At 65.4% G+C, this 23,049-nt stretch carries 16 protein-coding genes and 2 tRNA genes; 10 read left to right on the top strand and 8 right to left on the bottom strand.

Going from position 1 to position 23,049, the window contains the following annotated elements:
• Positions 1 to 32: 32 nt before the first annotated feature.
• Both IEX43_RS00170 and IEX43_RS00165 read right to left on the bottom strand, forming a co-directional pair.
• Complete coding sequence (locus IEX43_RS00170; protein WP_188808560.1) at positions 33 to 788, bottom strand: ABC transporter ATP-binding protein; 756 nt, start codon at positions 786 to 788, stop codon at positions 33 to 35.
• Complete coding sequence (locus IEX43_RS00165) at positions 785 to 3,580, bottom strand: ABC transporter permease (protein WP_188808559.1); 2,796 nt, start codon at positions 3,578 to 3,580, stop codon at positions 785 to 787. Before IEX43_RS00165 ends, IEX43_RS00170 begins: the two co-directional genes overlap by 4 nt.
• Here IEX43_RS00165 and IEX43_RS00160 point away from each other — a divergent pair.
• Positions 3,510 to 3,653 (top strand): hypothetical protein, encoded by a 144-nt coding sequence (locus IEX43_RS00160; RefSeq protein ID WP_188809072.1) that lies wholly within the window; start codon positions 3,510 to 3,512, stop codon positions 3,651 to 3,653. The two genes, IEX43_RS00165 and IEX43_RS00160, sit on opposite strands and share 71 nt — an antisense overlap.
• Before the next feature lie 136 nt (positions 3,654 to 3,789).
• Here IEX43_RS00160 and serA read toward each other — a convergent pair whose 3' ends face one another.
• The 5 genes from serA to ilvD form a co-directional block, all read right to left on the bottom strand.
• Positions 3,790 to 5,379: a phosphoglycerate dehydrogenase gene (gene serA / locus IEX43_RS00155; protein WP_188808558.1), complete on the bottom strand. Its 1,590-nt coding sequence runs from the start codon at positions 5,377 to 5,379 to the stop codon at positions 3,790 to 3,792.
• Positions 5,380 to 5,506: 127 nt separating this feature from the next.
• Positions 5,507 to 6,532 carry a ketol-acid reductoisomerase gene (ilvC, locus tag IEX43_RS00150; RefSeq protein WP_188808557.1) on the bottom strand — a complete coding sequence of 342 codons (1,026 nt, stop codon included), beginning with the start codon at positions 6,530 to 6,532 and terminating at the stop codon, positions 5,507 to 5,509.
• Between the two features lie 92 nt (positions 6,533 to 6,624).
• Complete coding sequence (ilvN, locus tag IEX43_RS00145) at positions 6,625 to 7,137, bottom strand: acetolactate synthase small subunit (RefSeq protein WP_009356538.1); 513 nt, start codon at positions 7,135 to 7,137, stop codon at positions 6,625 to 6,627.
• 2 nt (positions 7,138 to 7,139) lie between these two features.
• Positions 7,140 to 9,047: an acetolactate synthase large subunit gene (locus IEX43_RS00140; protein WP_188808556.1), complete on the bottom strand. Its 1,908-nt coding sequence runs from the start codon at positions 9,045 to 9,047 to the stop codon at positions 7,140 to 7,142.
• A 346-nt stretch (positions 9,048 to 9,393) separates the two neighbouring features.
• Positions 9,394 to 11,112, bottom strand: coding sequence for a dihydroxy-acid dehydratase (gene ilvD, locus IEX43_RS00135; RefSeq protein WP_188808555.1), 1,719 nt, complete (start codon positions 11,110 to 11,112; stop codon positions 9,394 to 9,396).
• Between the two features lie 267 nt (positions 11,113 to 11,379).
• On the opposite strand from ilvD, the gene IEX43_RS00130 reads away from it, so the two are divergent.
• From IEX43_RS00130 to IEX43_RS00120, 3 genes are all read left to right on the top strand, one after another.
• Positions 11,380 to 12,585, top strand: a complete 1,206-nt coding sequence (locus IEX43_RS00130) for a sunset domain-containing protein (RefSeq protein WP_188808554.1) — start codon at positions 11,380 to 11,382, stop codon at positions 12,583 to 12,585.
• A 49-nt stretch (positions 12,586 to 12,634) separates the two neighbouring features.
• Positions 12,635 to 13,714, top strand: a complete 1,080-nt coding sequence (locus IEX43_RS00125; protein ID WP_229666241.1) for a PQQ-dependent sugar dehydrogenase — start codon at positions 12,635 to 12,637, stop codon at positions 13,712 to 13,714.
• Between the two features lie 114 nt (positions 13,715 to 13,828).
• Positions 13,829 to 13,904 (top strand) — tRNA-Lys (locus IEX43_RS00120).
• A gap of 223 nt (positions 13,905 to 14,127) precedes the next feature.
• On the opposite strand, the gene IEX43_RS00115 is transcribed toward IEX43_RS00120, so the two are convergent.
• Complete coding sequence (locus IEX43_RS00115) at positions 14,128 to 14,589, bottom strand: MarR family winged helix-turn-helix transcriptional regulator (protein WP_188728229.1); 462 nt, start codon at positions 14,587 to 14,589, stop codon at positions 14,128 to 14,130.
• A gap of 96 nt (positions 14,590 to 14,685) precedes the next feature.
• On the opposite strand from IEX43_RS00115, the gene bcp reads away from it, so the two are divergent.
• The 6 genes from bcp to IEX43_RS00085 all read left to right on the top strand — a co-directional run bounded on the left by bcp (position 14,686) and on the right by IEX43_RS00085 (position 22,998).
• Positions 14,686 to 15,159 (top strand): thioredoxin-dependent thiol peroxidase, encoded by a 474-nt coding sequence (bcp, locus tag IEX43_RS00110; protein WP_188808552.1) that lies wholly within the window; start codon positions 14,686 to 14,688, stop codon positions 15,157 to 15,159.
• Positions 15,160 to 15,257: 98 nt separating this feature from the next.
• A tRNA-Leu gene (locus IEX43_RS00105) sits at positions 15,258 to 15,339 on the top strand.
• A gap of 254 nt (positions 15,340 to 15,593) precedes the next feature.
• Positions 15,594 to 16,268, top strand: a complete 675-nt coding sequence (locus tag IEX43_RS00100; protein WP_188727963.1) for a fasciclin domain-containing protein — start codon at positions 15,594 to 15,596, stop codon at positions 16,266 to 16,268.
• A gap of 240 nt (positions 16,269 to 16,508) precedes the next feature.
• Entirely contained in the window at positions 16,509 to 18,116 is a 1,608-nt protein-coding gene (locus IEX43_RS00095; protein WP_377102885.1) for an ABC transporter substrate-binding protein, read from the top strand.
• A 79-nt stretch (positions 18,117 to 18,195) separates the two neighbouring features.
• Entirely contained in the window at positions 18,196 to 19,698 is a 1,503-nt protein-coding gene (locus IEX43_RS00090; RefSeq protein WP_188808550.1) for a malate:quinone oxidoreductase, read from the top strand.
• 69 nt (positions 19,699 to 19,767) lie between these two features.
• Complete coding sequence (locus IEX43_RS00085; RefSeq protein ID WP_188808549.1) at positions 19,768 to 22,998, top strand: efflux RND transporter permease subunit; 3,231 nt, start codon at positions 19,768 to 19,770, stop codon at positions 22,996 to 22,998.
• Positions 22,999 to 23,049 lie beyond the last annotated feature (51 nt).

Genomic DNA, 23,049 nt, shown 5'->3' with positions numbered 1-23,049 from the left:
GGAGGACGTTACCTTCGGTGGGGAGGGACGGGCTAGATGAGTTCGGTCAGGGTATCGCTGAGCCGGACAAGTTCGTGGTCATGCGAGGCCACCAGAACGGCGATTCCGTCGGACGTTGTGTCCTTCAGGATGCTGATGATTCGGTTGGCGGAGGCGCGGTCAAGGCTGGCGGTGGGCTCATCCACCACCAGGACCCGGGTGCCCAGGATCAGAGCCCGGGCGATGGCCACGCGCTGGCGTTCACCGCCGGACAGCTGGGCGGGACGGTGCCGCATGCGCCGGCCCAGGCCAACAAGGTCCAGCAGGTCCTTGGCCATGTCCCGCCGCTGGTCCACTTCACCGTCAGGAACGGCCGGGAGGAGCACGTTCTCCAGGGCGCTCATTCCGTCGATCAGGGCGCCGCCCTGGTCAACGTAACCGATCAGCGCACGACGACGGTCCGCGATTTCGTCGTCGCCCATACTTTCGAGCGAATCGCCTTCCCAGAAGACGCGGCCCGACGTCGGCAGGGTCAGTCCGGCGCCGACGGTCAGGATGCTGGTCTTGCCGGAACCGTTGCGGCCGGCAACACAGTGCATCTCACCGGCGTGCAGGGTCAGGTCGAAGCCTTCCACCACGCTGACGGCTTCGGCGCCGCCCTTGCCGCCGCCATAGCGGATGGTGATGTCGCTCAGTTCCAGCGGCGTGGCGTGGTCGGCAGCCTTGACGATGGTGTTGGCCCGGGTCTGCAGGGGGACCTCACCGGAGCCGGACCGGCGGCTCCGCTGGACGTTGGTCGGGTTTGTCATTGGACCACTTTCGTTGCAATCGGTATCCAGCAAAGTACAGCCACGAGGCCGGCCACGCCCGCCCACAGCGCGGCGTAGGGTGCCAGCAGCAGGCCGATGCCCAGGGCGCCCAAAACGCCCAGGGGCAGGGCCACGGTTCCCACCAGCGCGTTCTCGAACAGCCGGACCTGGCGGAGCATGTCCGGGTTCCAGCCCATAGCCTCGAGGATGCCAAGGTACTGGCGCTTGGCATTGAGTTCAAACCGCCCGGTGACCAGGGTCAGCACCAGCCCTACCGCAACTCCGGCGAGGGCCAGGAGGATGCTCGGAAAGGCAACGCTGGCCGCGGCCAAACCGCTCAGTGCGCTGGCGCCGGCAGCGCGGGGGATGTCGATGAGCAGGGCGGCCAGGCCGCCTGCTGCAGCCCCGAACACTCCCACGGCTACGGCCAGGGACAGGGTGTTGAATTTGTTGGTGCTCAGCTGGCGGTTGGCGAAGGTCAGCGGTGAGTCCACCGGAATCAGCCGTTCGTCGTGCTGCGGTTCCTGGTCGATCTCGTCACGGTGGCGCAGCTGCTGTGCGGCGAAGAACGCCGCCGCAGCGTACAGCACCAGGACAGACGCGGACACCAGGGCGGTGGAAAGGCTCCAGCTGGCCAGGCTCAGAACGATCCCGGCCACGGCCAGCAGGACCGCGCCGACGCCGAATTCCTCCAGTACCCAGCGGCGGATCCGGCCCTGGGTCCAACCCATGGCACGCAGGGTTCCGGCTTCGCTCTTGCGCTTGCGGATGTAGCTCACCGTGGATGCGCCGGTCAGGAGGGCTGCGCCGCAGAGCGTCAGGAAGAGCAGGGTGATGTTGGTGCCGGACAGCGACCCGGTCACGGCCTCCGCGGCGTTTTGCCGGACCCAGGACTGCTTGACGGTCCCCAGGGCGGATTCCTTGCCGGCGTCGTCCTTGCTGTAGCCCGGAACGAAGATGCTGGCATCCTCCCGCGCGGAACCGGCCACGATGGTGGCCTCCAGGCCCATCCCGCGGATCTCCCCGGCCAGCTGTTCGACGTCGGGCTGCGCTTCCTTCCAGCTGCCGGGCGCCGTTGCACGGACCCGGACGGCGTCGATGACGCTGGCATTCTCCGTGTAGCCGCGGGCAGCAGCAAGGCCGTAATAGTCGGTGATGGCGCCTGCGGACTGGCTGGCGAGCCCGGTGGCGCTCAGGGAGGGTTCAAGTTCCGTGGCGGGCACTTCGTTGCCCGCAGCGTCCTTGACCAGCGTGAAGGGGGTGGGGTCGTAGCCGCCCAGAGGCAGCTTGTTGACGTCCCCAGCGGCGGCGGAAACAGCCGAGGGATCGAACGTACCGTAGACCATGGCGAGCGGGGCGGCCGCCTGCTCCCCTGTTTCCAGGTTTTCCCGGTAGGAGCGCTCATCCACGGGCTCGCGCTGGGTCTGGTCAACGGGCATGCCGTTGGCGCTCTTTTCGGGAAGCCGGTTGACGGTGACCCATTCGCCGGGCACTGCCGTCTTTGCCTCGGCACCGTTGGCGGCTGCTTCGCCGTCGGTGTACTTGGGCGCCGCGGCAAAGTCGGTGCTCCAGGTGGCGGGAGTGTAGAGGCCCTGGTTGAAGTTGCCGCTGCTGCCGAGCAGTGAGGAGTGGTCCGTGGAACCCGGCCAGGACAGGACGAAGGGGTCCTTCGAAACGAAAGGCAGGTAGTCCTTGTCCAGGGAACGGGAGACGGTGCCGACGTCCTTGACGACCCTGCCGGCGTCGTCAATCTCTTCGATCTTGACGTTGTACTTCAGGTCCAGGGACGTCCCGGACCTGACGATCAGGGGAATGGCCTGGGAATCGTCAGTCAGCTGCCCGTTCCGCTTGGCCTGCTGGTACTGGGTCATCAGCGGCGCCCAGTACTTGAGCTTGACGCCGAGGAAATCCGGCCCTTCCTCCAACTCGTCCAGGCTGATGCCGTTGGTGAACAGTCCCTCGAGGTACCGTCCCACCGCCCCGGCGTCGCGCGCGTCGCCCGGTGGCGCCTTTTCCAGCGGTGACAGGAAGTCGCCGGCGGAACCCAGGAGGGCGCGTTCGGCAGCCGGATCGACGGCGACCACGGACTCCGTTATTTCGGGGGCCATGGGCAGTGACACGGAAAGGTTGAAGAGGTTGTGTTCGGAGCCCCCGGCCGGGGCGGGAAACTTGATCCCGGTTTCGTCCCCGGGCGCTGCGATGCGGATGCTGCTGCCGCCGGCAGTCTGCTCCTCCACGAGCCTGGCCTTGCCAAGGGTGCCTTCGGCAGTGGATTTGAACAGGGTCTGTTCGGAGACGCCGTCGGAGCTGACTGCACTGGCCGTCAGGCGGTACTTCCTGGTTTCATCGCCCAGGACCGATTCGGCAGCGGGCCACTGGTCCGGGGCGGTTGCCCCGGCGGCCTGATCCGCGGTCGCGGTGCCGGCCAGCCCGGCGTTGTAGCCGAGGTAGTCCATGGCATCGAGGCGTGGGGATTCAAGGTTCTGGGTCACGCGGGAGACGAGGCTGATCGGGGCCGCCACGGAGGTGCCGGAGAGCTTCCTGATGGCCTCCAGCTGCTCGAAGCTGATGCCGCCGGAGCCGTTGGCGATCTCGGGCTGCATGAGCGAGCCGGAGGAGGCCTTGGCCTGGACCAGGACGTCGTAGAGGCCGCGTGAATTTTCATCCACGGTCCTGTTCAGCGCGGCCTGGGACTGGCTTTGGACAAGGACCGACAAGCACATGGCTGCGATCAAGATGGCCGCGGTCAACAGCAGCACTTTGCTTCTGATGAACCTCTGGACGGCGTTCATGGAACTCCCTGAAACCTGGATTGCGTGCGCACATACGCGCCCCGCCCATGTGGACATGGACGGGGACGGATGAGCAAAAGATATTGGCCGGCCTGCCGGCCCGGTCCCGAACCAGGACCCAGCCATTGTAAGCAGACCGGCCAATCATACGTGGCCGTGCCGGGACTCGCCGCGGGCGGCCGGCGGTGCGGTGTTTCCCGGGGTGCGGGTTAGTCCTCCAGGTCCACTTCACGCACCATCTCGGCGCCGATGCCGGCCTTGATGGCGTCCAGGACCTGCTGGGGTACGGAGCTGTCGATGGTCAGCAGGGCAAGCACCTGGCCGCCTTCGTCAGAGCGTGCCACCTGCATGCCGGCGATGTTGATGTTGTTCATGCCCAGGATGTGGCCGATGGTTCCGATGACGCCGGGACGGTCCGTGTAGGCCACCACCACGAGGTGCTCGCTGATGGGGATTTCAACCTCGAAGCCGTTGATGCCCACGAGCTTCTGGATCTGCTTGGGTCCGGTCAGGGTGCCGGCCACGGAGATCTGGGTGCCGTCACTCAGGGCGCCACGGAGGGTGAGGACGTTGCGGTATGACTCGGTTTCGGGTGTGGTGATCAGGCGGACGTTGATGCCCCGCTGCTCGGCGATGACCGGAGCGTTGACGTAGGAGACCTGCTCGGTCACGACGTCCGCGAAGATGCCCTTGAGGGCGGCCAGTTCCAGGACCTTGACGTCGAGGGACGAGATCTCGCCGGCCACTTCGACGTCGAACTGGGTCAGGGAGGCGTGCGTCAGAGCGGTGAAGATCCGGCCCAGCTTTTCGATCAGGGGGATGCCGGGACGGACGTCGGGGGCGATGACGCCGCCTGCCACGTTCACGGCGTCGGGCACCAGTTCGCCGGCGAGGGCGAGCCGGACCGATTTGGCGACCGACACGCCGGCCTTTTCCTGCGCTTCATCGGTGGAGGCGCCCAGGTGCGGGGTGACCACCACGTTGTCCAGCTTGAAGAACGGCAGGTCGGTGCTGGGTTCCTTGGAGAAGACGTCCACGCCGGCGCCGGCGATTTCGCCGTCCTGCAGGGCCGTGAAGAGTGCTTCCTCGTCCACCAGTCCGCCGCGGGCGACGTTGACGACGTAAGCGGTGCTCTTCATCTTCTTGAAGGCGTCAGCGCCCAGCATGCCCACCGTTTCCGGCGTCTTGGGCATATGGATGGTGATGAAGTCCGCCTGTGCCAGGAGTTCGTCCAGGGTCACCAGCTGCACGCCGAGCTGAGCCGCGCGGGCTGAGGTGATGTAGGGGTCGTACGCAAGGATCTTGGTGTCAAAGCCCTTCAGCCGGGCGGCCACAAGCGCGCCGATCCGGCCCAGACCGATGATGCCGACCTTCTTTTCGAAGAGTTCGATGCCCGTGTACTTGGAGCGCTTCCACTCGCCGTCCTTCAGGGCTGCGCTTGCCTGGGGAATGTGGCGGGCCAGGCTGAGGATGTGGCCAACGGTGAGTTCAGCTGCCGAAACGATGTTCGAGGTGGGCGCGTTGACCACCATGACGCCGGCCTGGGTGGCTGCCTTGATGTCCACGTTGTCCAGGCCTACTCCCGCGCGGGCGATGACCTTGAGGTTCTTCGCAGCGGCGATCGCCTCGGCGTCCACCTGCGTGGCCGATCGGACCAGAATCGCGTCAACGTCGCCGATGGCGGAGAGCAGCTGGGAACGGTCGGCGCCGTCGGTCTGGCGGATCTCGAAGTCCGGGCCCAGGGCCTCGACGGTAGCGGGGGAAAGTTCTTCGGCGAGCAGTACTACGGGTTTTGACACGGCTGATCCTCTGCGTTGCAGTCCGGGGGATAAAACAAGTCTAGGCCGACGGAAAGGCCGGGCTCACATTGTTAAGTGTGAACCCGGCCTCACAGTCTGTCTTTTATAACGGCACGTTGAGCCAGGCTTAGCGGGCTGCGGAGCCTTCTACGTAGTCCACGTCCTGCTGCTGCCAGGCGAAGAGGGAGCGCAGTTCGCGGCCGACAGCCTCGATGGGGTGCTGCTCAGCCTTGGCACGCAGTGCCTTGAACTCCACGCCGCCGTTGTCCTGGTCCTCGATGAAGCGCTTGGCGAAGGCACCGGACTGGATGTCGGCCAGGACGGCCTTCATGTTTTCCTTCACCTCGGGGGTGATGACGCGCGGGCCGGAGACGTAGTCGCCGTACTCAGCGGTGTCGGAAACGCTCCAGCGCTGCTTGGCGATGCCGCCTTCCCACATGAGGTCAACGATGAGCTTGAGCTCGTGGAGGACCTCGAAGTAGGCGATCTGGGGCTGGTAGCCGGCTTCGGTGAGGGTTTCGAAACCGTACTGGACCAGCTGGGACACGCCGCCGCACAGGACGGCCTGCTCGCCGAAGAGATCCGTTTCGGTTTCTTCGGTGAAGGTGGTCTTGATGACACCGGCGCGGGTGCCGCCGATGGCCTTGGCATAGGACTTGGCCAGCTCCCAGGCGGAACCGGTGGCGTCCTGCTCAACGGCGATGATGTCCGGGATGCCGCGGCCGGCTTCGAATTCGCGGCGCACTGTGTGGCCGGGAGCCTTCGGGGCGACGAGGATGACGTCAACGCCCTCGGGAGCCTGGATGTAGCCGAAGCGGATGTTGAAGCCGTGGGCGAAGGCAAGGGCCTTGCCGGGCTTCAGCTTGTCCTTGATGGAGTCGTTGTAGATCGAGCGCTGGTGCTGGTCCGGCGCCAGAATCATGATGACGTCGGCCCATTCGGCGGCGTCGGCAACGTTCTTGACCGTGAAGCCTGCGTCCTCGGCCTTGGCGATCGACGTCGAGCCTTCCTTGAGGGCGATGGCAACCTCGACGCCGGAATCGCGCAGGTTGAGCGCGTGGGCGTGGCCCTGGGAGCCGTAGCCAACAATGGCTACCTTGCGGCCCTGGATGATCGACAGGTCGGCGTCGTCGTCGTAAAACATTTCAGTCACTTGCGTAACTCCTCTTGAGTGGGTTGTAGATGGGTGTCTTTGTGGTGCGGTTGCGGGCGTTGCCTGCTGCCGGGCCGGGCCCGGGCAGCGTCCTAGGCGGAACGCAACGCCCTGTCACTCATGGAGCGGGATCCCCGTCCAACGGCCAGGGTGCCGGACTGCACGATTTCGCGGATGCCGAAGGGCTCCAGCACTGAGAGCAGTGCTGCAAGCTTCTCCGGAGTACCGGTTGCCTCGATCACCAACGAGTCTGTGGACACGTCGACGACGGCGGCACGGAACAGGTCTGCAGCCTGGGTCACCTGCAGACGTGTCGCGGCATCCGCACGTACCTTGACCAGGATGTGGTCTCGCTGTACGGAAGATTCAGAAGTCAGCTCAACGATCTTGATGACGTTGATCAGTTTGTTGAGCTGCTTGGTGACCTGCTCGATCAGGTCACCGTCGGCGTCGACGACGACGGTCATCCGGGAGATCCCCGGAACCTCGGTGGGGCCAACAGCCAGTGAGTTGATGTTGAAGGCACGGCGGGCGAAGAGGCTCGCGACGCGGGTCAGGACGCCGGGCTTGTCTTCCACCAGGACGGAGAGTGTGTGGCGGCTCATGGTCAGTCCTCTTCTTCCCATTCCGGGGTCATGTTGCGGGCAACCTGGATCTGGTCGTTGCTCACGCCGGCGGGCACCATCGGCCACACCATGGAGTTCGGGCTCACCACGAAGTCGATAACCACAGGCCGGTCGTTGATTTCGAGTGCCTTCTGGATGGTGGCGTCGATGTCCTCGTCGCGTTCGCAGCGGAACGCGGCGCAGCCGTAGGCCTCCCCCAGCTTGACGAAGTCCGGGATGCGGACGGTGTCGTGGCCGGTGTTGAGGTCCGTATTTGAGTACCGGCCCTCATAGAAGAGGGTCTGCCATTGCCGGACCATGCCCAGGGAGGAGTTGTTGATCACCGCCACCTTGATGGGGATCTTGTTGATGGCGCAGGTGGCCAGTTCCTGGTTGGTCATCTGGAAGCAGCCGTCGCCGTCGATGGCCCAGACTACGCGGTCCGGCTCGCCGACCTTGGCGCCCATGGCGGCAGGAACCGCGTAGCCCATGGTCCCGGCACCGCCTGAGTTCAGCCAGGCGTGCGGACGCTCGTACTTGATGAACTGTGCTGCCCACATCTGGTGCTGGCCCACGCCGGCAACGTAGACGCCTTCAGGCCCGGTCAGGGCGCCGATGCGCTCGATGACCCGTTGCGGTGCGCTGAGCCCGTCATCGGGTTCGGTCCAGCCCAGCGGGTAGGTCTCCTTGAGGTTATTCAGGAAGGCCCACCAGGTGGTGAGGTCCGGCGTTCCGGATGCCTCGAACTGGGTGCGAACAGCTTCGGTGAGTTCAGGGATGATCTCCTTGACGGACCCGACGATGGGCACGTCCGCGGTGCGGTTCTTGGAGATCTCGGCGGGGTCGATGTCCGCGTGGATAACCTTTGCCATGGGCGCGAAGGTCTTGAGGACGCCGGTGACGCGGTCGTCGAAACGGGCACCGAGGGTGATGAGCAGGTCGGACTGCTGCAAAGCAGTTACGGCAGAGACGGTGCCATGCATGCCGGGCATTCCCATGTGCTGGGGGTGTGAGTCCGGGAAGGCGCCCTTGGCCATCAGCGTGGTGACAACCGGGGCTCCGGTGGCCTCGGCGAGTGCCAGCAGCTCCGCCGCGGCGTGCGCCTTGATGACGCCGCCGCCAACGTACAGCACAGGCTTGCTCGCCGCTGCGATCAGCTTGGCTGCCTCGCGCACCTGCTTGTTGTGCCCGCGGGTGACCGGCCGGTAGCCGGGCAGGTCGATTTTCGGCGGCCAGGAGAATGTCATCTGGCCGACCTGGGCGTCCTTGGCCACGTCCACGAGGACGGGACCGGGGCGGCCGGTGGACGCGAGATGGAACGCTTCAGCCATGACATGCGGGATGTCGTTGGGGTCCGTCACCAGGAAGGAGTGCTTGGTGATGGGCATGGTGATGCCCACGATGTCGGCTTCCTGGAACGCGTCGGTTCCGATCACGCCGCTGGACACCTGGCCGGTGATGGCCACCAGCGGAACGGAGTCCATGTGGGCGTCCATGATGGCGGTGACGAGGTTGGTGGCGCCCGGGCCCGAGGTGGCGATACACACGCCAACCCGTCCGGTCACCATGGCGTAGCCTTGCGCGGCGTGGCCGGCTCCCTGTTCGTGACGGACCAGCACGTGATTCATGCTGGAGGCCATCAAGGGGTCATAGGTGGGCAGGATCGCGCCACCGGGCAAACCGAAAATATCGTCGACGCCGAGTTCTTCGAGCGAGCGGACAATAGCTTGCGAGCCGGTCATCACCGTTGGGGGTACAACGTTGTTCGGCCCAAGGACAGGAGAGGCGGCAGCAAGGTCAGCGGCGACGACGGCCTGGTCGGCCGTCCGGTCGGCGCGTTCCGGAGACTTGGTGGCTCCAGCGGACTTAGTAGCCATCAGCGAGGGGCTGATCGGCGATCCTTTGCTCATCGGACTCTTCCTTGTGGATCATCTGTGGTTCGTGGAAACTGCAGGAAATAAAAAAACCCCTCAGCCTGGCGGCTCTTCGAGGGGTTGCGCGTGACGGTTCGTTACCCGGGGCTAATGTGCCACGCGCTTGGTAAGGACGACGACGATGCCGGTAACGAAAGTCATGCGTTCAGTTTTCCCTCTGGGCAAGATGCGTGTCAACGAGCTGCCCCGCGATCTCACCATGTGGACCCCATTGTCCACTCTTTGGCTGGCTCCCCCAACTAGGTAGCGGCAAGTGTCGTTTTGAGCGTTCAAAACGACACTTAGTGCTACCTAGTTGGGGTTAGCCGCCGAAACGCAGCTGCTACCCGCAGTATGCGCCTGTGCTGGCGCTGTGCACCAGCTTTGCGTACTTGGACAGGACGCCCTTGGTGTAGCGTGCCGGCAGGGGCTCCCAGCCCACCTTGCGGGCTTCGATCTCTGCCTCGTCCACCAGCAGGTCGAAGCTGCGGGCGGCGATGTCCACGCGGATCCTGTCGCCGTCCTTCACGAAGGCGATGGGGCCGCCGTCGACCGCTTCCGGGGCCACGTGGCCGATGCACAGGCCGGTGGTGCCGCCGGAGAACCTGCCGTCGGTGAGGAGAAGGACGTCCTTGCCCAGGCCGGCACCCTTGATGGCGCCGGTGATGGCCAGCATTTCGCGCATGCCCGGGCCGCCCTTGGGGCCTTCGTAGCGGATCACCACGACGTCGCCGGCCTTGATCTGGCCGTTGTCCAGCGCGTCAAGGGCGCCCTGTTCGCGCTCGAACACCCGGGCGGTACCTTCAAAGACGTCGGCGTCGAAGCCTGCGCTCTTCACGACGGCGCCCTCGGGGGCCATGGTGCCGTGCAGGATGGTGATGCCGCCGGTCTTGTGGATGGGGTTGTCCAGCGCGCGGAGGATCTTGCCGTCCACGTCCGGCGGGTTGATGGCCTCGAGGTTTTCGGCCACGGTCTTGCCGGTGACGGTGAGGCAGTCGCCGTGCAGCAGGCCGGCGTCGAGCAGTGCCTTCATGATCACGGGCACGCCGCCGATCTTGTCCACGTCGGTCATGACGTAGCGGCCGAAGGGCTTGAGGTCGCCCAGGTGCGGAATCTTGTCGCCGATGCGGTTGAAGTCATCCAGCGTCAGCTCAACTTCGGCCTCGCGGGCGATGGCCAGCAGGTGCAGCACGGCGTTCGTGGAGCCGCCGAACGCCATGGTGACGGCGATGGCGTTCTCGAAGGCCTTTTTGGTCATGATGTCGCGGGCGGTGATGCCCTGGCGCAGCAGGTTGACGACGGCTTCGCCGGACTTGCGGGCGAATTCGTCACGACGGCGGTCTGCCGAGGGCGGGGCTGCGGAGCCGGGCAGGGACATGCCGAGCGCCTCGCCGATGCAGGCCATGGTGTTGGCCGTGTACATGCCGCCGCAGGCGCCTTCGCCCGGGCAGATGGCCTTTTCGATGCGCGTCAGGTCTTCCATGCTCATCTTGCCGGCGGCGCACGCGCCCACGGCTTCGAAGGCATCGATGAGGGTGACTTCCTTCTCGGAACCGTCCTCAAGCTTGACCCAGCCGGGCATGATGGAGCCGGCGTAGAGGAACACGCTGGACAGGTCCAGGCGGGCCGCTGCCATGAGCATTCCGGGAAGCGACTTGTCACAGCCGGCCAGCAGCACGGATCCGTCGATTCGCTCAGCCTGCATCACGGTCTCCACGGAGTCGGCAATGACTTCGCGGGAAACCAGGGAGAAGTGCATGCCTTCATGGCCCATGGAGATGCCGTCGGACACGGAGATGGTGCCAAACTGCATGGGGAAACCGCCGCCCGCGTGAACGCCTTCCTTGGCGCCCTGCGCGAGCCGGTTCAGGGAGAGGTTGCAGGGAGTGATCTCGTTCCACGAACTCGCGACACCGACCTGGGGTTTTGCGAAGTCGTCGTCCCCCATGCCGACCGCCCGGAACATGCCACGTGCGGGAGCCGCGTGGATTCCGTCGGTTACAACCCGGCTCCGGGGTTTGATGTCAGGCTTGTTCTCGGTTGCGATGTGGGTGTCACTCATAGGGGAAAGTCTATGGCTCCGCAGAACGGCGCAACGACAGATCCGGGACGTTTGGGGGCAAAAAACAGAAAATTTCATTCAGATTATGGACACCCATCTCAGATAATGAGATGAAACTGGTTTGCCCTCCCCCGCCTGTGGTGCGGCTCACGGATGTTGGCCGCCTGCGCCGGCGGCGGCGGACTTCCCCGTCAATCTGGACAGTTCTGACCGCCGGACGTAGCGTCGGGGAAAGTACACCTTGCCATCCGGACTGAAGGGCTTGCCATGGATTTTGTTTTCTGGATCATTTTGCTTGTTGTCATCGTGGGGGTCGTGTGGTGGCTGCTCAAGCGCAACAGTTCATCCACGGCGCCGGGAGCCTCCGCCCCGGAGAGGAGCCGCGCGGATGGAGCGCTTTCCGGCGGCAGTGCCGCGGCGTCCGCTGAAGCTGCCGGAACCACCGGCATCGCCGGCGCTGCAGGCTTTGGCAGCCCCGCCGAGCCCGCGGCTCCCACCACCGCCGACGATCATGCCGGAGCAGCGGCACCGGCCCGCGAGCCGGAGACGGCACAGCCCACCGGCCCGAAGGAGCGGGAAGGTTCCGGTGCTTCCTCCGCAGCCGCTGCCCCTGTAGCAACCGGCGCGCCCGGGGCCTCCGGATCCACCGCCGCCCCGGCAACGTTCGGGCAGGACGGACGCAGCCAGGACGACGACGAGTGGGAGACCCAGTGGTCGGAGGCTTCGGGCTCCTCCGCCGATTCCCCGGGCGCGGCATCCAGGGGTGGCGCCTCCACGGGTGCCGTTCCCACCCATACAACGGAGGTGAATCCGGCCGGCGAAAGCGGGATGCCCGCTGCAACGGGGCACCAGGCGGAAGCAGCGGCAGCGCCGGATCCGGAATCCCACCGCGCCCCGATCCACCACCCCGAGTACACCGAGCCCCACGCTCCCACGCTGCCGGGCGCGGAAACAGCCGCGGTGGAGGACATTGACGACGCCGGGACTGCAGCGCAGGCTCCGGCGCCTGCAGGTACCGTCGGGCCACAGCCGGCCACCGGGATCAGCGCCAGCGCTGCGCCTCACGGGGACGCCGGCGTAGCGCCCCGGCACGGCCAGGAGGACAGCGCAGCGGCGTCCGCGGAAGCCGCCGTTGTTCCCGAGACCGCCGCCACAGCTGAGACCGCGGACCGCACCCAGTCTTCCGCGCTGGTGGAAACCGCAGCGGACCGGGACCAGCAGCCCCAGGCCGTTCCAACGCCCGAACCGGCGGGACACCTGGCAGCCGATGAGCCCTATGGCGCCGGCTCGGCGTCCGCCGGAACAGACGGCAGCGGCCCGGACGGATACACCGTGAAAGGCGATGCCGGAGCCATGGTCTACTACGAGGAGGGACACCCCGACTATGAACAGGCCCGGGCCGACGTCTGGTTCGAATCGGAGGCGCATGCCGAGGCAGCGGGCTTCCGGGCACCACGGCGGCGGCGCCTCTAGCAACGGACCAGCCGGCTCCGGCCAGCCCCCTCCCTGTCTCCGAAAGTGGTTGCCTGCTGTCGCTGCAGCCTGCCTCGCTTTGCTCCTGGCCGGCTGCACGGGCGGTGACGGCGGCGGGCCCACCGGAAGCACGACCCTCCCGGAGACAAGTGAAGTGCGGGTGCCGGACGTCGCCGAACGCCTTGAGCTTCAACTGAGCATCCCCTGGTCCGCCGTGTTCCTGCCGGACGGAACGGCCATCATCTCCGAGCGCGACACGGCCCGCCTAAAGGCAGTGCCGGCCGGAGGAGGAGGCCGGGAAACCATAAACCTTGGTGAAGTTCCAGGGGTGTCCGCCGCCGGCGAGGGCGGCCTGTTGGGACTTGCACTGTCCCCCGGCTTTGCCTCCGACCGCTACCTGTACATGTACTTCACCGCACAGGAGGACAACAGGATTGCCAGGGCAGGGGTGCAGGAAACCGGTGACGGTGGACTGTCCCTGGACCGGCCGGAGGTTATCTTCACCGGCATCCCGAAAGCCAACACCCACAACGGCGGCAGGATCCGCTTTGGCCCGGATGGGTTCCTGTACGTGGGGACGGGCGACTCGCAGCGGAGGAACCAGCCCCAGGACCCCGACGCCCTGGGCGGCAAGATCCTGCGACTGACGGCCGACGGCGGTCCGGCGCCGGGCAATCCCTTCGGCAACGCCGTCTACAGCCTGGGCCACCGCAACGTCCAGGGCCTCGCCTGGGACAGTGCAGGACGGCTGTGGGCCAGTGAATTCGGCCCCGACGTCAATGACGAACTGAACCTGATCGTATCCGGGGGAAATTACGGCTGGCCGGCGGTGACCGGCGCACCCCGCCGCCCCGAGTTCCAGGACGCAAAAGTGGTGTGGCCTTCAACCAGCGAATCGTCCCCCAGCGGCCTGGAGATCGTGGGATCCACCGCCTACTTGGGGGCGCTGCGGGGCCAACGGCTATGGACGGTGCCACTTGCGGGCGAGGAAGCCGGGACGCCTGTGGGCCATTTCACACGCCAATACGGCAGGATCCGCGACGTCATACGGACTCCAGAGGGCGGATTCTGGCTTCTGACTAACAACGAAAACCCTGATTCTGTGCTGGTTTTGCCCCCGCTGCCCTGATGCGGGAGCAGTCCAGGGATCCGATTTCACATGGGCAAAAAGTTCGTGTAGAGTTTCATGTCGTTGCGGAGATCAACGGGGAAAGAAAAGCCCGATGATCACAGCAAATAAGATGCACCTCTAGCTCAATTGGCAGAGCAATTGACTCTTAATCAATGGGTTCCGGGTTCAAGTCCCGGGGGGTGCACCACTGGGAAGACAGCCTCCGGCTCGCGGAAACGCGAACCGGGGGCTGTCTTGTTGTGTGCCGCGCTGCAGGCGGGCCTGCCGACTTTCCTTCACGCTTTCGCCCCACGCTGCTGATCCTCAACAGGAGGCTTACCTCCGCCTGCAACCACACACGTGATGGCCACAAAAAAGGCGTGACCGCAGCTGTGAAGCTGTGGCCACGCCCGGGCGCTGGAGACGCCGGTTTAGCGTGTTGAAGGCGAGTTCTCTATCAATGCTCCCTCGCCGGGAGAATTGGCGAATTGGCTTGCGAGTTCCCGCACCACTGCCTGGAGCTCCTGCCGCAGCAGGTCCGGATCGATCGACGCCGACGCCAGCACCGACCGTTCCATTTCCACCGCCGCCGCGACAGCTTCCTTGCCCTGCTCGGTAAGGGACACGACGTGGCTCCTGCGGTCCGAGGTGCTGCGGACCCGGACAATGTGTCCGTGGGCCTCCAAGCGGCTGAGCGTCTTACCCATGGTCTGAGCCTGGACGCGAACGTACTGCGCAAGCTGGGCTTGCGTCATGGGGCCCTGGGCATCCAGGACCTCGATGGCTATAACACCTGCGTGGGTGAGGCCGATGGCGCCAAGTTTTTCGTTCCAGGAGTGTTCGACGAGGCGCGCAGCAGTGGACAAGAGGCGCCCCGTGGGCCAGTGATCCATATCAGGCATAGCAGCCAGTATAGCCAAGTAGGGATTAGCGCTGGTTCCCGGTGCTTACTAGGCTGGTGTGTCCCGCCTGCAACTAGGAGAAAAACATTGGCTGAAAGACTCGTTACCGGAGACGACGCGCCCGGTTTCACATTGAAGGATTCCTCAGGCACCGACGTCAGTTTGTCCCCCCGCCAGGGCCGCCACACCATTGTGTACTTCTATCCGGCGGCCGCCACGCCGGGCTGCACCAAGGAGGCGTGCGACTTTCGCGACAGCCTGGCTTCCCTCCAGGCGGCGGGCTACGACGTCCTGGGCATCTCCCCGGACCCCGTGGAAAAGCTTGCAAAATTCGCAGCCAAGGAAGGCCTGGGCTTCCCTTTACTCTCAGATGCGGACCATGCGGTTGCCGAGGCATATGGCGCCTGGGGCGAAAAGAAGAACTACGGCAAGACCTATGAGGGGCTCATCCGTTCCACCATCGTGGTGGACCCGGACGGGAAGGTTGCGCTGGCCCAGTACAACGTCAGGGCCACAGGCCACGTAGCCAAACTTCGGCGGGACCTGAACCTGGACGCCTGACAAAGATGGGCTAAGCCGGGGCCTTGCCGCGGCGACGCTACAATGGACACTGGCATCCGCCGTCGGGCCCTGTGAGGGCCGCAACGACCGGCAGCCCTGCGCGAGTGGTGAAATTGGCAGACACGCAGGATTTAGGTTCCTGTGCCTTCGGGCGTGGGGGTTCAAGTCCCCCCTTGCGCACTGTAAGGTCCCCCGGCTGTGGCCGGGGGACCTTTTGCATTTGTCGCCCCTTCGGCCCTGTCCCTTCCGCACTGCACCGAAGGGGAATCCGGGCTCCGCCGAAAAACTCCAAGGAATTTACCCATCCGCATCCTGCCGCCGGCCGAATAGACAGTGAGACACCAGCCAAGGGCAGGTGCCCACCAGCAAGTTTCGAAAGACGCCGCAGGCACCACGCCCGCGGCGGGCAGATGCCACAACCAAGGAGAACCGACATGCAGACCATCAAGCGCACAACCTTCACCGTCGCAGGCGTTGCAGCAGCAGCCCTGTTCAGCCTGACTGCCTGCGGCGGGTCCGCAACCACCACCGCCTCCTCCGCCCCGGCAGCCGAGCCGTCCGCGTCCAGCATGGCCCCCTCGCCGTCGGCCAGCACCTCTGCCGCGGCCATGGATCCGGCCGCCAACCTGGTGGGCCCGGGCTGCGCTGCCTACGCCGAGCAGGTTCCCTCCGGCGCAGGCTCGGTTGAGGGCATGGCCCTTGACCCGGTTGCCGTCGCGGCATCCAACAACCCGATCCTCACCACCCTCACCTCGGCAGTGTCCGGGAAGCTGAACCCCAAGGTGGACCTCGTGGACACCCTGAACGGTGGAGAGTTCACGGTCTTCGCACCGGTGGATGACGCTTTCGCCAAGATCGATGCAGCCACCATCGAAACCCTCAAGACGGACGACGCACTCCTGAGCAAGATCCTCACCTACCACGTGGTTCCGGGCCAGATCACCCCTGACATGATCGCCGGCACCCACGCCACCGTCGAGGGCGGCAGCGTAACCGTTACCGGCAGCGGCGACGAGCTCAAGGTTGACGACGCCAACGTGATCTGCGGCGGCGTTCAGACGAAGAACGCCACCGTCTACCTGATCGACTCGGTGCTGATGCCCAAGTAAGCACCCGGCAGGCCAGTTCCTTCAGGTAAGCCGGGGGCCGTCCGAAAGGACGGCCCCCGGCTTTTCTGCCCTGGCGGGAACCCTCCGACCGGTTCCAGGTACCTCCAAGGAGCGTCTATTAGACTGGGCTCCGGCCCGCACGCGGCGGAGCCGGCAAAATCCCGAGGTGATAATCGAGTGCCCAGCAGTACATCGCGGCGGACGGTCATCAAGACCGGCGCTGTTTTCCTCGCCTTGGGCATGACCTCGTGCACCGCCGTCCCTGCCCCCTCGCCGTCCTCCGGCTCCCCCAGCACAACTGCTGCTCCCGAGCCCGCCGCTACCTTCAACTTCGGAACCGCAGCCCAGCCGCTGGGCCTGGATCCAGCCCTTTCCAGCGATGTTGAGTCCCAGCGCATCACCCGCCAGATCCTTGAGGGACTGGTGGGCGTGGACCAGATCACCGGGCAACCCACACCACTGCTCGCCACGGAATGGACCGAATCCAACGAAGGCCGCTCCTACACTTTCAAGCTCCGGACCGACGTTGTGTTCCAGGACGGAACCCCGTTCAACGCCGACGCCGTGTGCACCAACTTCAACCGCTGGTTCGCGTTCTCCCCCGACATAAGGCGGCAGGCGCCCGGCAGCTCCTTCAAGGGAGTCTTCAAGGCCCACTCGGATGAGCCTGAGCTCTCCATCTTTAGGAGCTGCACGGCCGAATCCGCGGACACGGTTCGGATTGACCTCACCCAGCGGTTCACCGCCTTCCTGCAGGCCCTCACCCTGCCTGCCTTCGCCATCGCCTCACCGGCAGCCCTCGCCGCAGGCATGGCTGACGTCCTGGACCAGAACCGCGGCGGGCAGCCCGTGTCAGGCTTCGGGACCAATCCGGTGGGAACCGGGCCGTTCAGGCTCGCCTCGTGGGACGAAGGCAGTGTCACCCTGGCCACCAACACCTCCTACTGGGGGGACCGCGGCCAGATTGCCACCATCAACTTCGTAGCCTACGACCACCCGCAGTCGCGGCTGCAGGCCCTGCTGGACGGCAAGATCGACGGCTACGACGCCGTGACGGTGGGCAACTTCGACCAGCTGGTCAAGCGCGGAAAGCAGATCGTCCAGCGTGACCCGTTCTCCGTGATGTACGTGGGCATCAACCAGGACATTCCCGTGCTCAAGAATTTGAAGGTCCGCCAGGCCATCGAAATGGCGATCGATAAGGAAACGCTGATCCGCCGGTTCTTCATTGACAACACCGCCAAGGCCACGCAGTTCGTCCCGCCCAAGATCAGCGGCTTCAACAACGACGCCCCGGCCCTGGGCCACGACCCCGCCAAGGCCAAGGAATACCTCGAAGAGGGAGGGTACGCCGGTGAGGAGCTGAAGTTCTACTATCCCCTGAACGTCACCCGCCCCTACCTGCCCACACCCGAGAAGGTGTACGCCGAGATCAGCCGCCAGCTCACCGCCGTCGGGCTCAACATCCGTCCCGTGCCGGTGGACTGGGCGGACGGCTACCTGCAGAAGGTGCAGTCCCCCGGCGACCATGCGCTCCATCTGCTGGGCTGGAACGGCTCCTATTCCGACGCCGACAATTTCGTGGGCCCCCTCTTCGGGGAGAGGAACGGCGAGTTCGGCTACCACGATCCGCAGGTCTTTTCGAAGATCAACCGGGCGCGCGGGCTTCCGGAAGGCGAGGAACGGGATGAGCAATATCACACCATCAACGCCCAGATCGCCGCGACCGTACCGGCCGTCCCCGTCGCCTTCCCGATCTCCGCGCTGGCCCTGTCCGACCGCGTACTGAGCTATCCGGCGTCCCCGGTCTTAAATGAAGTTTTCACGAAGGTGCAACTAAAGCCTTGACGGAGCGGTCCAATTTCAGTATGTCCGCTGCCCGGGGATATTCTGTGACAGCCAGAGCCGCTGCAATCGGAGACTGATCGTGACCTTCATTTCCAAGACCCCACATGCCGACGTCGTCCTGATTGGCGGCGGCATCATGAGCGCCACGCTGGGGGCATTCCTCAAGCAGCTTGAGCCGGACTGGACCATCTCCCTGTTCGAGCGCCTGGACCAGCCGGGGCTGGAAAGCTCCGATCCGTGGAACAACGCCGGAACCGGCCACGCCGCCCTCTGCGAGCTCAACTACTCCCCTGCAGCCAAAGACGGCTCAGTGGACCCCTCCAAGGCGCTGCTCATCAACGAACAGTTCCAGCTTTCCCGCCAGTTCTGGTCCCACCTGGTGGACCAGAAACTGATCGGATCCCCTAAGGGCTTCATCAATACCGTCCCGCACATGAGCTTCGTGATCGGCGAGGACCATTCCCGGTTCCTGCGGTCGCGTTACGAGGCCCTCAAGCCCCACACGCTGTTCCGGAGCATGGAATATTCCGAGGACCACGCCCAGATCGCCAAGTGGGCGCCCCTGATCGTCAAGGGACGCGACCCGAAGCAGCGCGTTGCCGCCACGCGCGCCGCCGAGGGCACCGACGTCGACTTCGGGGCGCTGACCCGGGAGCTGACCACCTACCTCGGAAACAACGGCGTCGAAATCAACTACGGCCATGACGTCACGGGAATTTCCAGGGCGTCCGACGGCGGCTGGAACCTTTCGCTGAAGTACCCCAAGTCCGGGGAGCACAGCAAGATCCACGCCAAGTTCGTGTTTGTCGGCGCGGGCGGCGGTGCCCTGCACCTGCTGCAGGCCTCGGGCATCCCGGAAAGCAAAGGCTACGGCGGGTTCCCGGTCTCCGGGCAGTTCTTCCGCTGCACCGACGAAACCATTGCCGCGCAGCACAGTGCCAAGGTCTACGGCCAGGCATCGGTGGGCGCTCCCCCCATGTCCGTCCCGCACCTCGACACCCGGTACGTTGGCGGCAAGCGGTCGCTGCTGTTCGGCCCCTACGCCGGATTCTCCACCAACTTCCTGAAGAACGGCTCGTACCTGGACCTTCCGCTGTCCATCAGGCCCAGCAACATCATTCCCATGCTCGCAGTGGCCAAGGACAATATGGACCTCACCGCCTACCTGGTGAAGGAAGTGGCCAAGAAGCACGCCGACAAGGTGGAGGCTCTTCGTGAGTATTACCCAGAGGCCAAGGACGGCGACTGGGAACTGATCACCGCCGGCCAGCGTGTACAGATCATCAAGAAAGATCCGCAGAAGGGCGGCGTGCTGCAGTTTGGCACTGAAGTGATCGCCGGCCGCGACGGTTCCATCGGCGCGCTCCTGGGCGCATCGCCCGGAGCATCCACTGCGGTACCTATCATGATCGAGTTGCTGAAGAGGACCTTCCCCCGGAACTTCAAGGGCTGGCAGTCCAAGCTCAAGGACATGATGCCCGGCTACGGGGTCAAGTTGGACGAGAACCCGGACTTGGCTGTTGAGCTGGAAAAGGCGACGGCCGCATCACTTCAGCTGGAGAGCGTTTCCGCCAGCCACTGACCCTGCCGGGGCCGGCGGCCGGCACCTTCGGGTCCGTATCAGTCCCTCAATCCCACAGGAGATCATGCGATGTTCCGGCTGGCACAACTTTCACTTGCGAACCGGGCCCTGATCGCACTGATCACAGTCTTCGCCTCGGTCTTCGGCGTGATCACCATGTCGTCGCTGAAGCAGGAACTCATCCCCTCGATCGAGTTCCCGCAGATCACGGTGCTGACCGCCATGCCCGGCGCCTCCCCCGAGGTGGTGGACAAGCAGGTGAGCGGGCCGCTGGAGACGGCGCTGAACGGCGTGGAGGGGCTGGAATCCACATCCTCCACCTCCCGCAACGGCGTCTCGCAGATCACCATGGTGTTCACCTACGGTTCGAACCTGGACCGTGCGAGGAACCAGATCGACCGCGCCATCTCCAACGCCAAGCGGTCCCTGCCGGAGGATGTCCAGCCGCAGGCAATTGCCGGCAGTATCAGCGACTTTCCCATCGTTTTCCTGGCCGTGTCCTCGGACAAGACGCTCAGCGAGCTGAACGCAGACCTCCAGCGGCTGAGCGTGCCCCGGCTGCAGAAGATCGACGGCGTCCGCGGCGCTGATGTGACCGGCGGCGCCTCCCAGCACATCGAGATCCTTCCGCGCGGTGACGCCATGGCCGCGGCGGGTGCGAGCATCACCTCCATCCGGGACGCGCTGGAGAACAACGGTGCGCTGATCCCGGCCGGCACGCTCGAGGAGCAGGGAAAGACGCTCTCCCTGCAGATCGGCAGCCCCGTGGATTCCCTGGCGGCCATCGAGGCGCTGCCGCTGGGGGGAGCAAAAGACGGGGCCACCATCGGCAGCGTGGCGGACGTGTCGCTGCAGGATGACGAACGGACATCCATCACGCGAACCAACGGGGAGGAAACCCTCGCCGTGTCCGTGACCAAGAAGCCTGAGGGCGACACGGTGGGCATCTCGCACGCGGTGCGGGACACGCTTGACGAGCTTGAGGCGGAACTGGGTTCGAATGCCAAGTTCACTCCGGTGTTCGACCAGGCACCCTTCATTGAGAAGTCCATCAAGGACCTCACCACCGAGGGCCTGTTGGGCCTGGGCTTCGCCGTTGCGGTCATCCTGGTGTTCCTGATGTCCACCCGCTCCACCCTGGTCACGGCGGTCTCCATTCCGCTCTCGCTCCTGATCACCTTCATAGGCCTGTCCGCCACCGGATACTCCCTGAACATCCTGACGCTGGGTGCGCTCACCATCGCCATCGGCCGCGTGGTGGATGACTCCATCGTTGTCATCGAGAACATCAAGCGGCACCTGAGCTACGGCGAGGACAAAGTCACTGCCATCCTGACTGCCATCAGGGAGGTGGCCGGGGCCATCACCGCCTCCACCCTCACCACCGTGGCGGTGTTCCTCCCCATCGCGTTTGTTGGCGAGCTCGCAGGTGAGCTGTTCAGGCCGTTCGCCCTCACGGTCACCATGGCGCTGTTGGCCTCGCTGCTGGTCTCGCTGACCATCGTCCCCGTTCTGGCCTACTGGTTCCTGAAGAACAACGGTGCCGCAGGCGCGGGGGCGGCCGCTCCCGCAGCTGCCCGGCGGAGAGCGGACGAGGCCCGTGCCAAGGCATTGGAGGCGGAACAGCGCAGCAGGCTCCAGCGCGGCTACCTGCCAATCCTCACCAAAACCCAGAAGCATCCCGTGATCACGCTGGTGGCGGCAGCCCTGGTCCTCGGTGCCACCGCCGCCATGACACCGCTCCTGGCCACCAACCTCCTGGGGAACTCCGGGCAGAACAGCCTCACGGTCCGCCAGGTCCTGCCGGCCGGCACCACACTCGCCGACACCAGCGCGGCAGCCATCCGGCTGGAGGAAGTGCTTCGCGGCATCGACGGCGTCAAGGACATCCAGGTGACCTCGGGCAACGCCCAGGCAGGTTTCGCCGCGCTGACCTCCACCGGCTCGTCCAACTCCACGTTCACCGTGGTGACGGACGAAAAGGCGGATCAGGAACAGCTCCAGGAGACGGTACGCAGCGAACTGACCAAGGTGCCCGATTCCGGCAAGATCTCGGTAGGAACGCAGCAGGGCGGTTTCGGCACCTCGTCCACCGTGGACATCACCCTCAAGGCGGCCAGCACTGCCGACCTCCAGGAAGCCAGCGACACCATGATGGCGGCGATGACCGGGGTGCCCGGCACCAGCGAGGTGGCGACCAACCTCGCGGCCAGCCAGCCCGTGGTCCAGGTCAGGGTGGACCGGGCCAAGACGGTAGCCGCCGGGCTCAACGAGGAACAGGTGGCCGGCGTCCTGGCGTCCACCATCAGCCCCATCCCGGCCGGAGAAGTCCGGATTGACACCAACGACTTCCCTGTCCAGATCGGCCAGGGCACCAGGTTCACCAGCATCGACGCCGTCCGTGGTATTCCGCTTCCGGCAGCGGGCGGGCCGGTGCCTCTGGGAAGCATCGCTTCCGTGGAACAGGTGGATGTGCCGGTGTCCATCACCGCCAGCAACGGCCAGCGCACGGCACGCGTGTCCGTGACGCCGTCGGACGCCAACCTGGGTGCGGTCAACGCGGAAGTCCAGAAGCGGCTGGCGGATGTCCAGCTGCCACCAGGGGTCACCGCTGAAATCGGCGGTGCCACCACCCAGCAGCAGGAGTCCTTCCAGCAGCTCGGGCTGGCCCTGCTGGCGGCCATCGCCATCGTTTACGTGATCATGGTGGCAACCTTCAAATCCCTGATCCAGCCGCTGATCCTGCTGGTATCGGTCCCGTTTGCAGCCACCGGAGCCGTAGCACTGCTCCTGGTGACAGGCGTGCCCCTGGGACTTCCCTCGCTGATCGGCATGCTCATGCTGGTGGGGATTGTGGTCACCAATGCCATCGTTCTGATCGACCTCATCAACCAGTACCGGCAGCCCCGGGACGGCCGGCCGGGCATGAACGTGGCGGATGCGATCACGCACGGGGCACGGCAGCGCCTGCGCCCCATCCTGATGACCGCGCTCGCCACCGTGTTCGCGCTGACGCCCATGGCCATGGGCCTCACCGGCGGCGGTGGCTTCATCTCGCAGCCGCTGGCTGTCGTCGTCATCGGTGGGCTGATCTCCTCGACCGCCCTGACCTTGGTGCTGGTGCCTGTCCTGTACAGGCTGGTGGAGGGCCGGCGTGAAAAGAAGGCGCTGCTCCGGGATCTCCAGGCCCGCCACGACTTCGGCCCCGGGCCGGACGTCGATGAGGAGTTCAGGGACTGGACGACGGGCATGGTTCCCAAGACCAGCGGCCGCCGCGCCGCTCCGGGCGGTCCCGCCTAACGACCGGCCCGGCCCGCACGGGCTTAACGGAATATATCCCCAAGGGATGCG

This window comes from Pseudarthrobacter polychromogenes, assembly GCF_014644495.1.
Classification (GTDB): Bacteria; Actinomycetota; Actinomycetes; order Actinomycetales; family Micrococcaceae; genus Arthrobacter; species Arthrobacter polychromogenes.
Note: the sequence above shows the minus strand (reverse complement) of the source record. Positions and strands in the feature narration are given on the sequence as shown.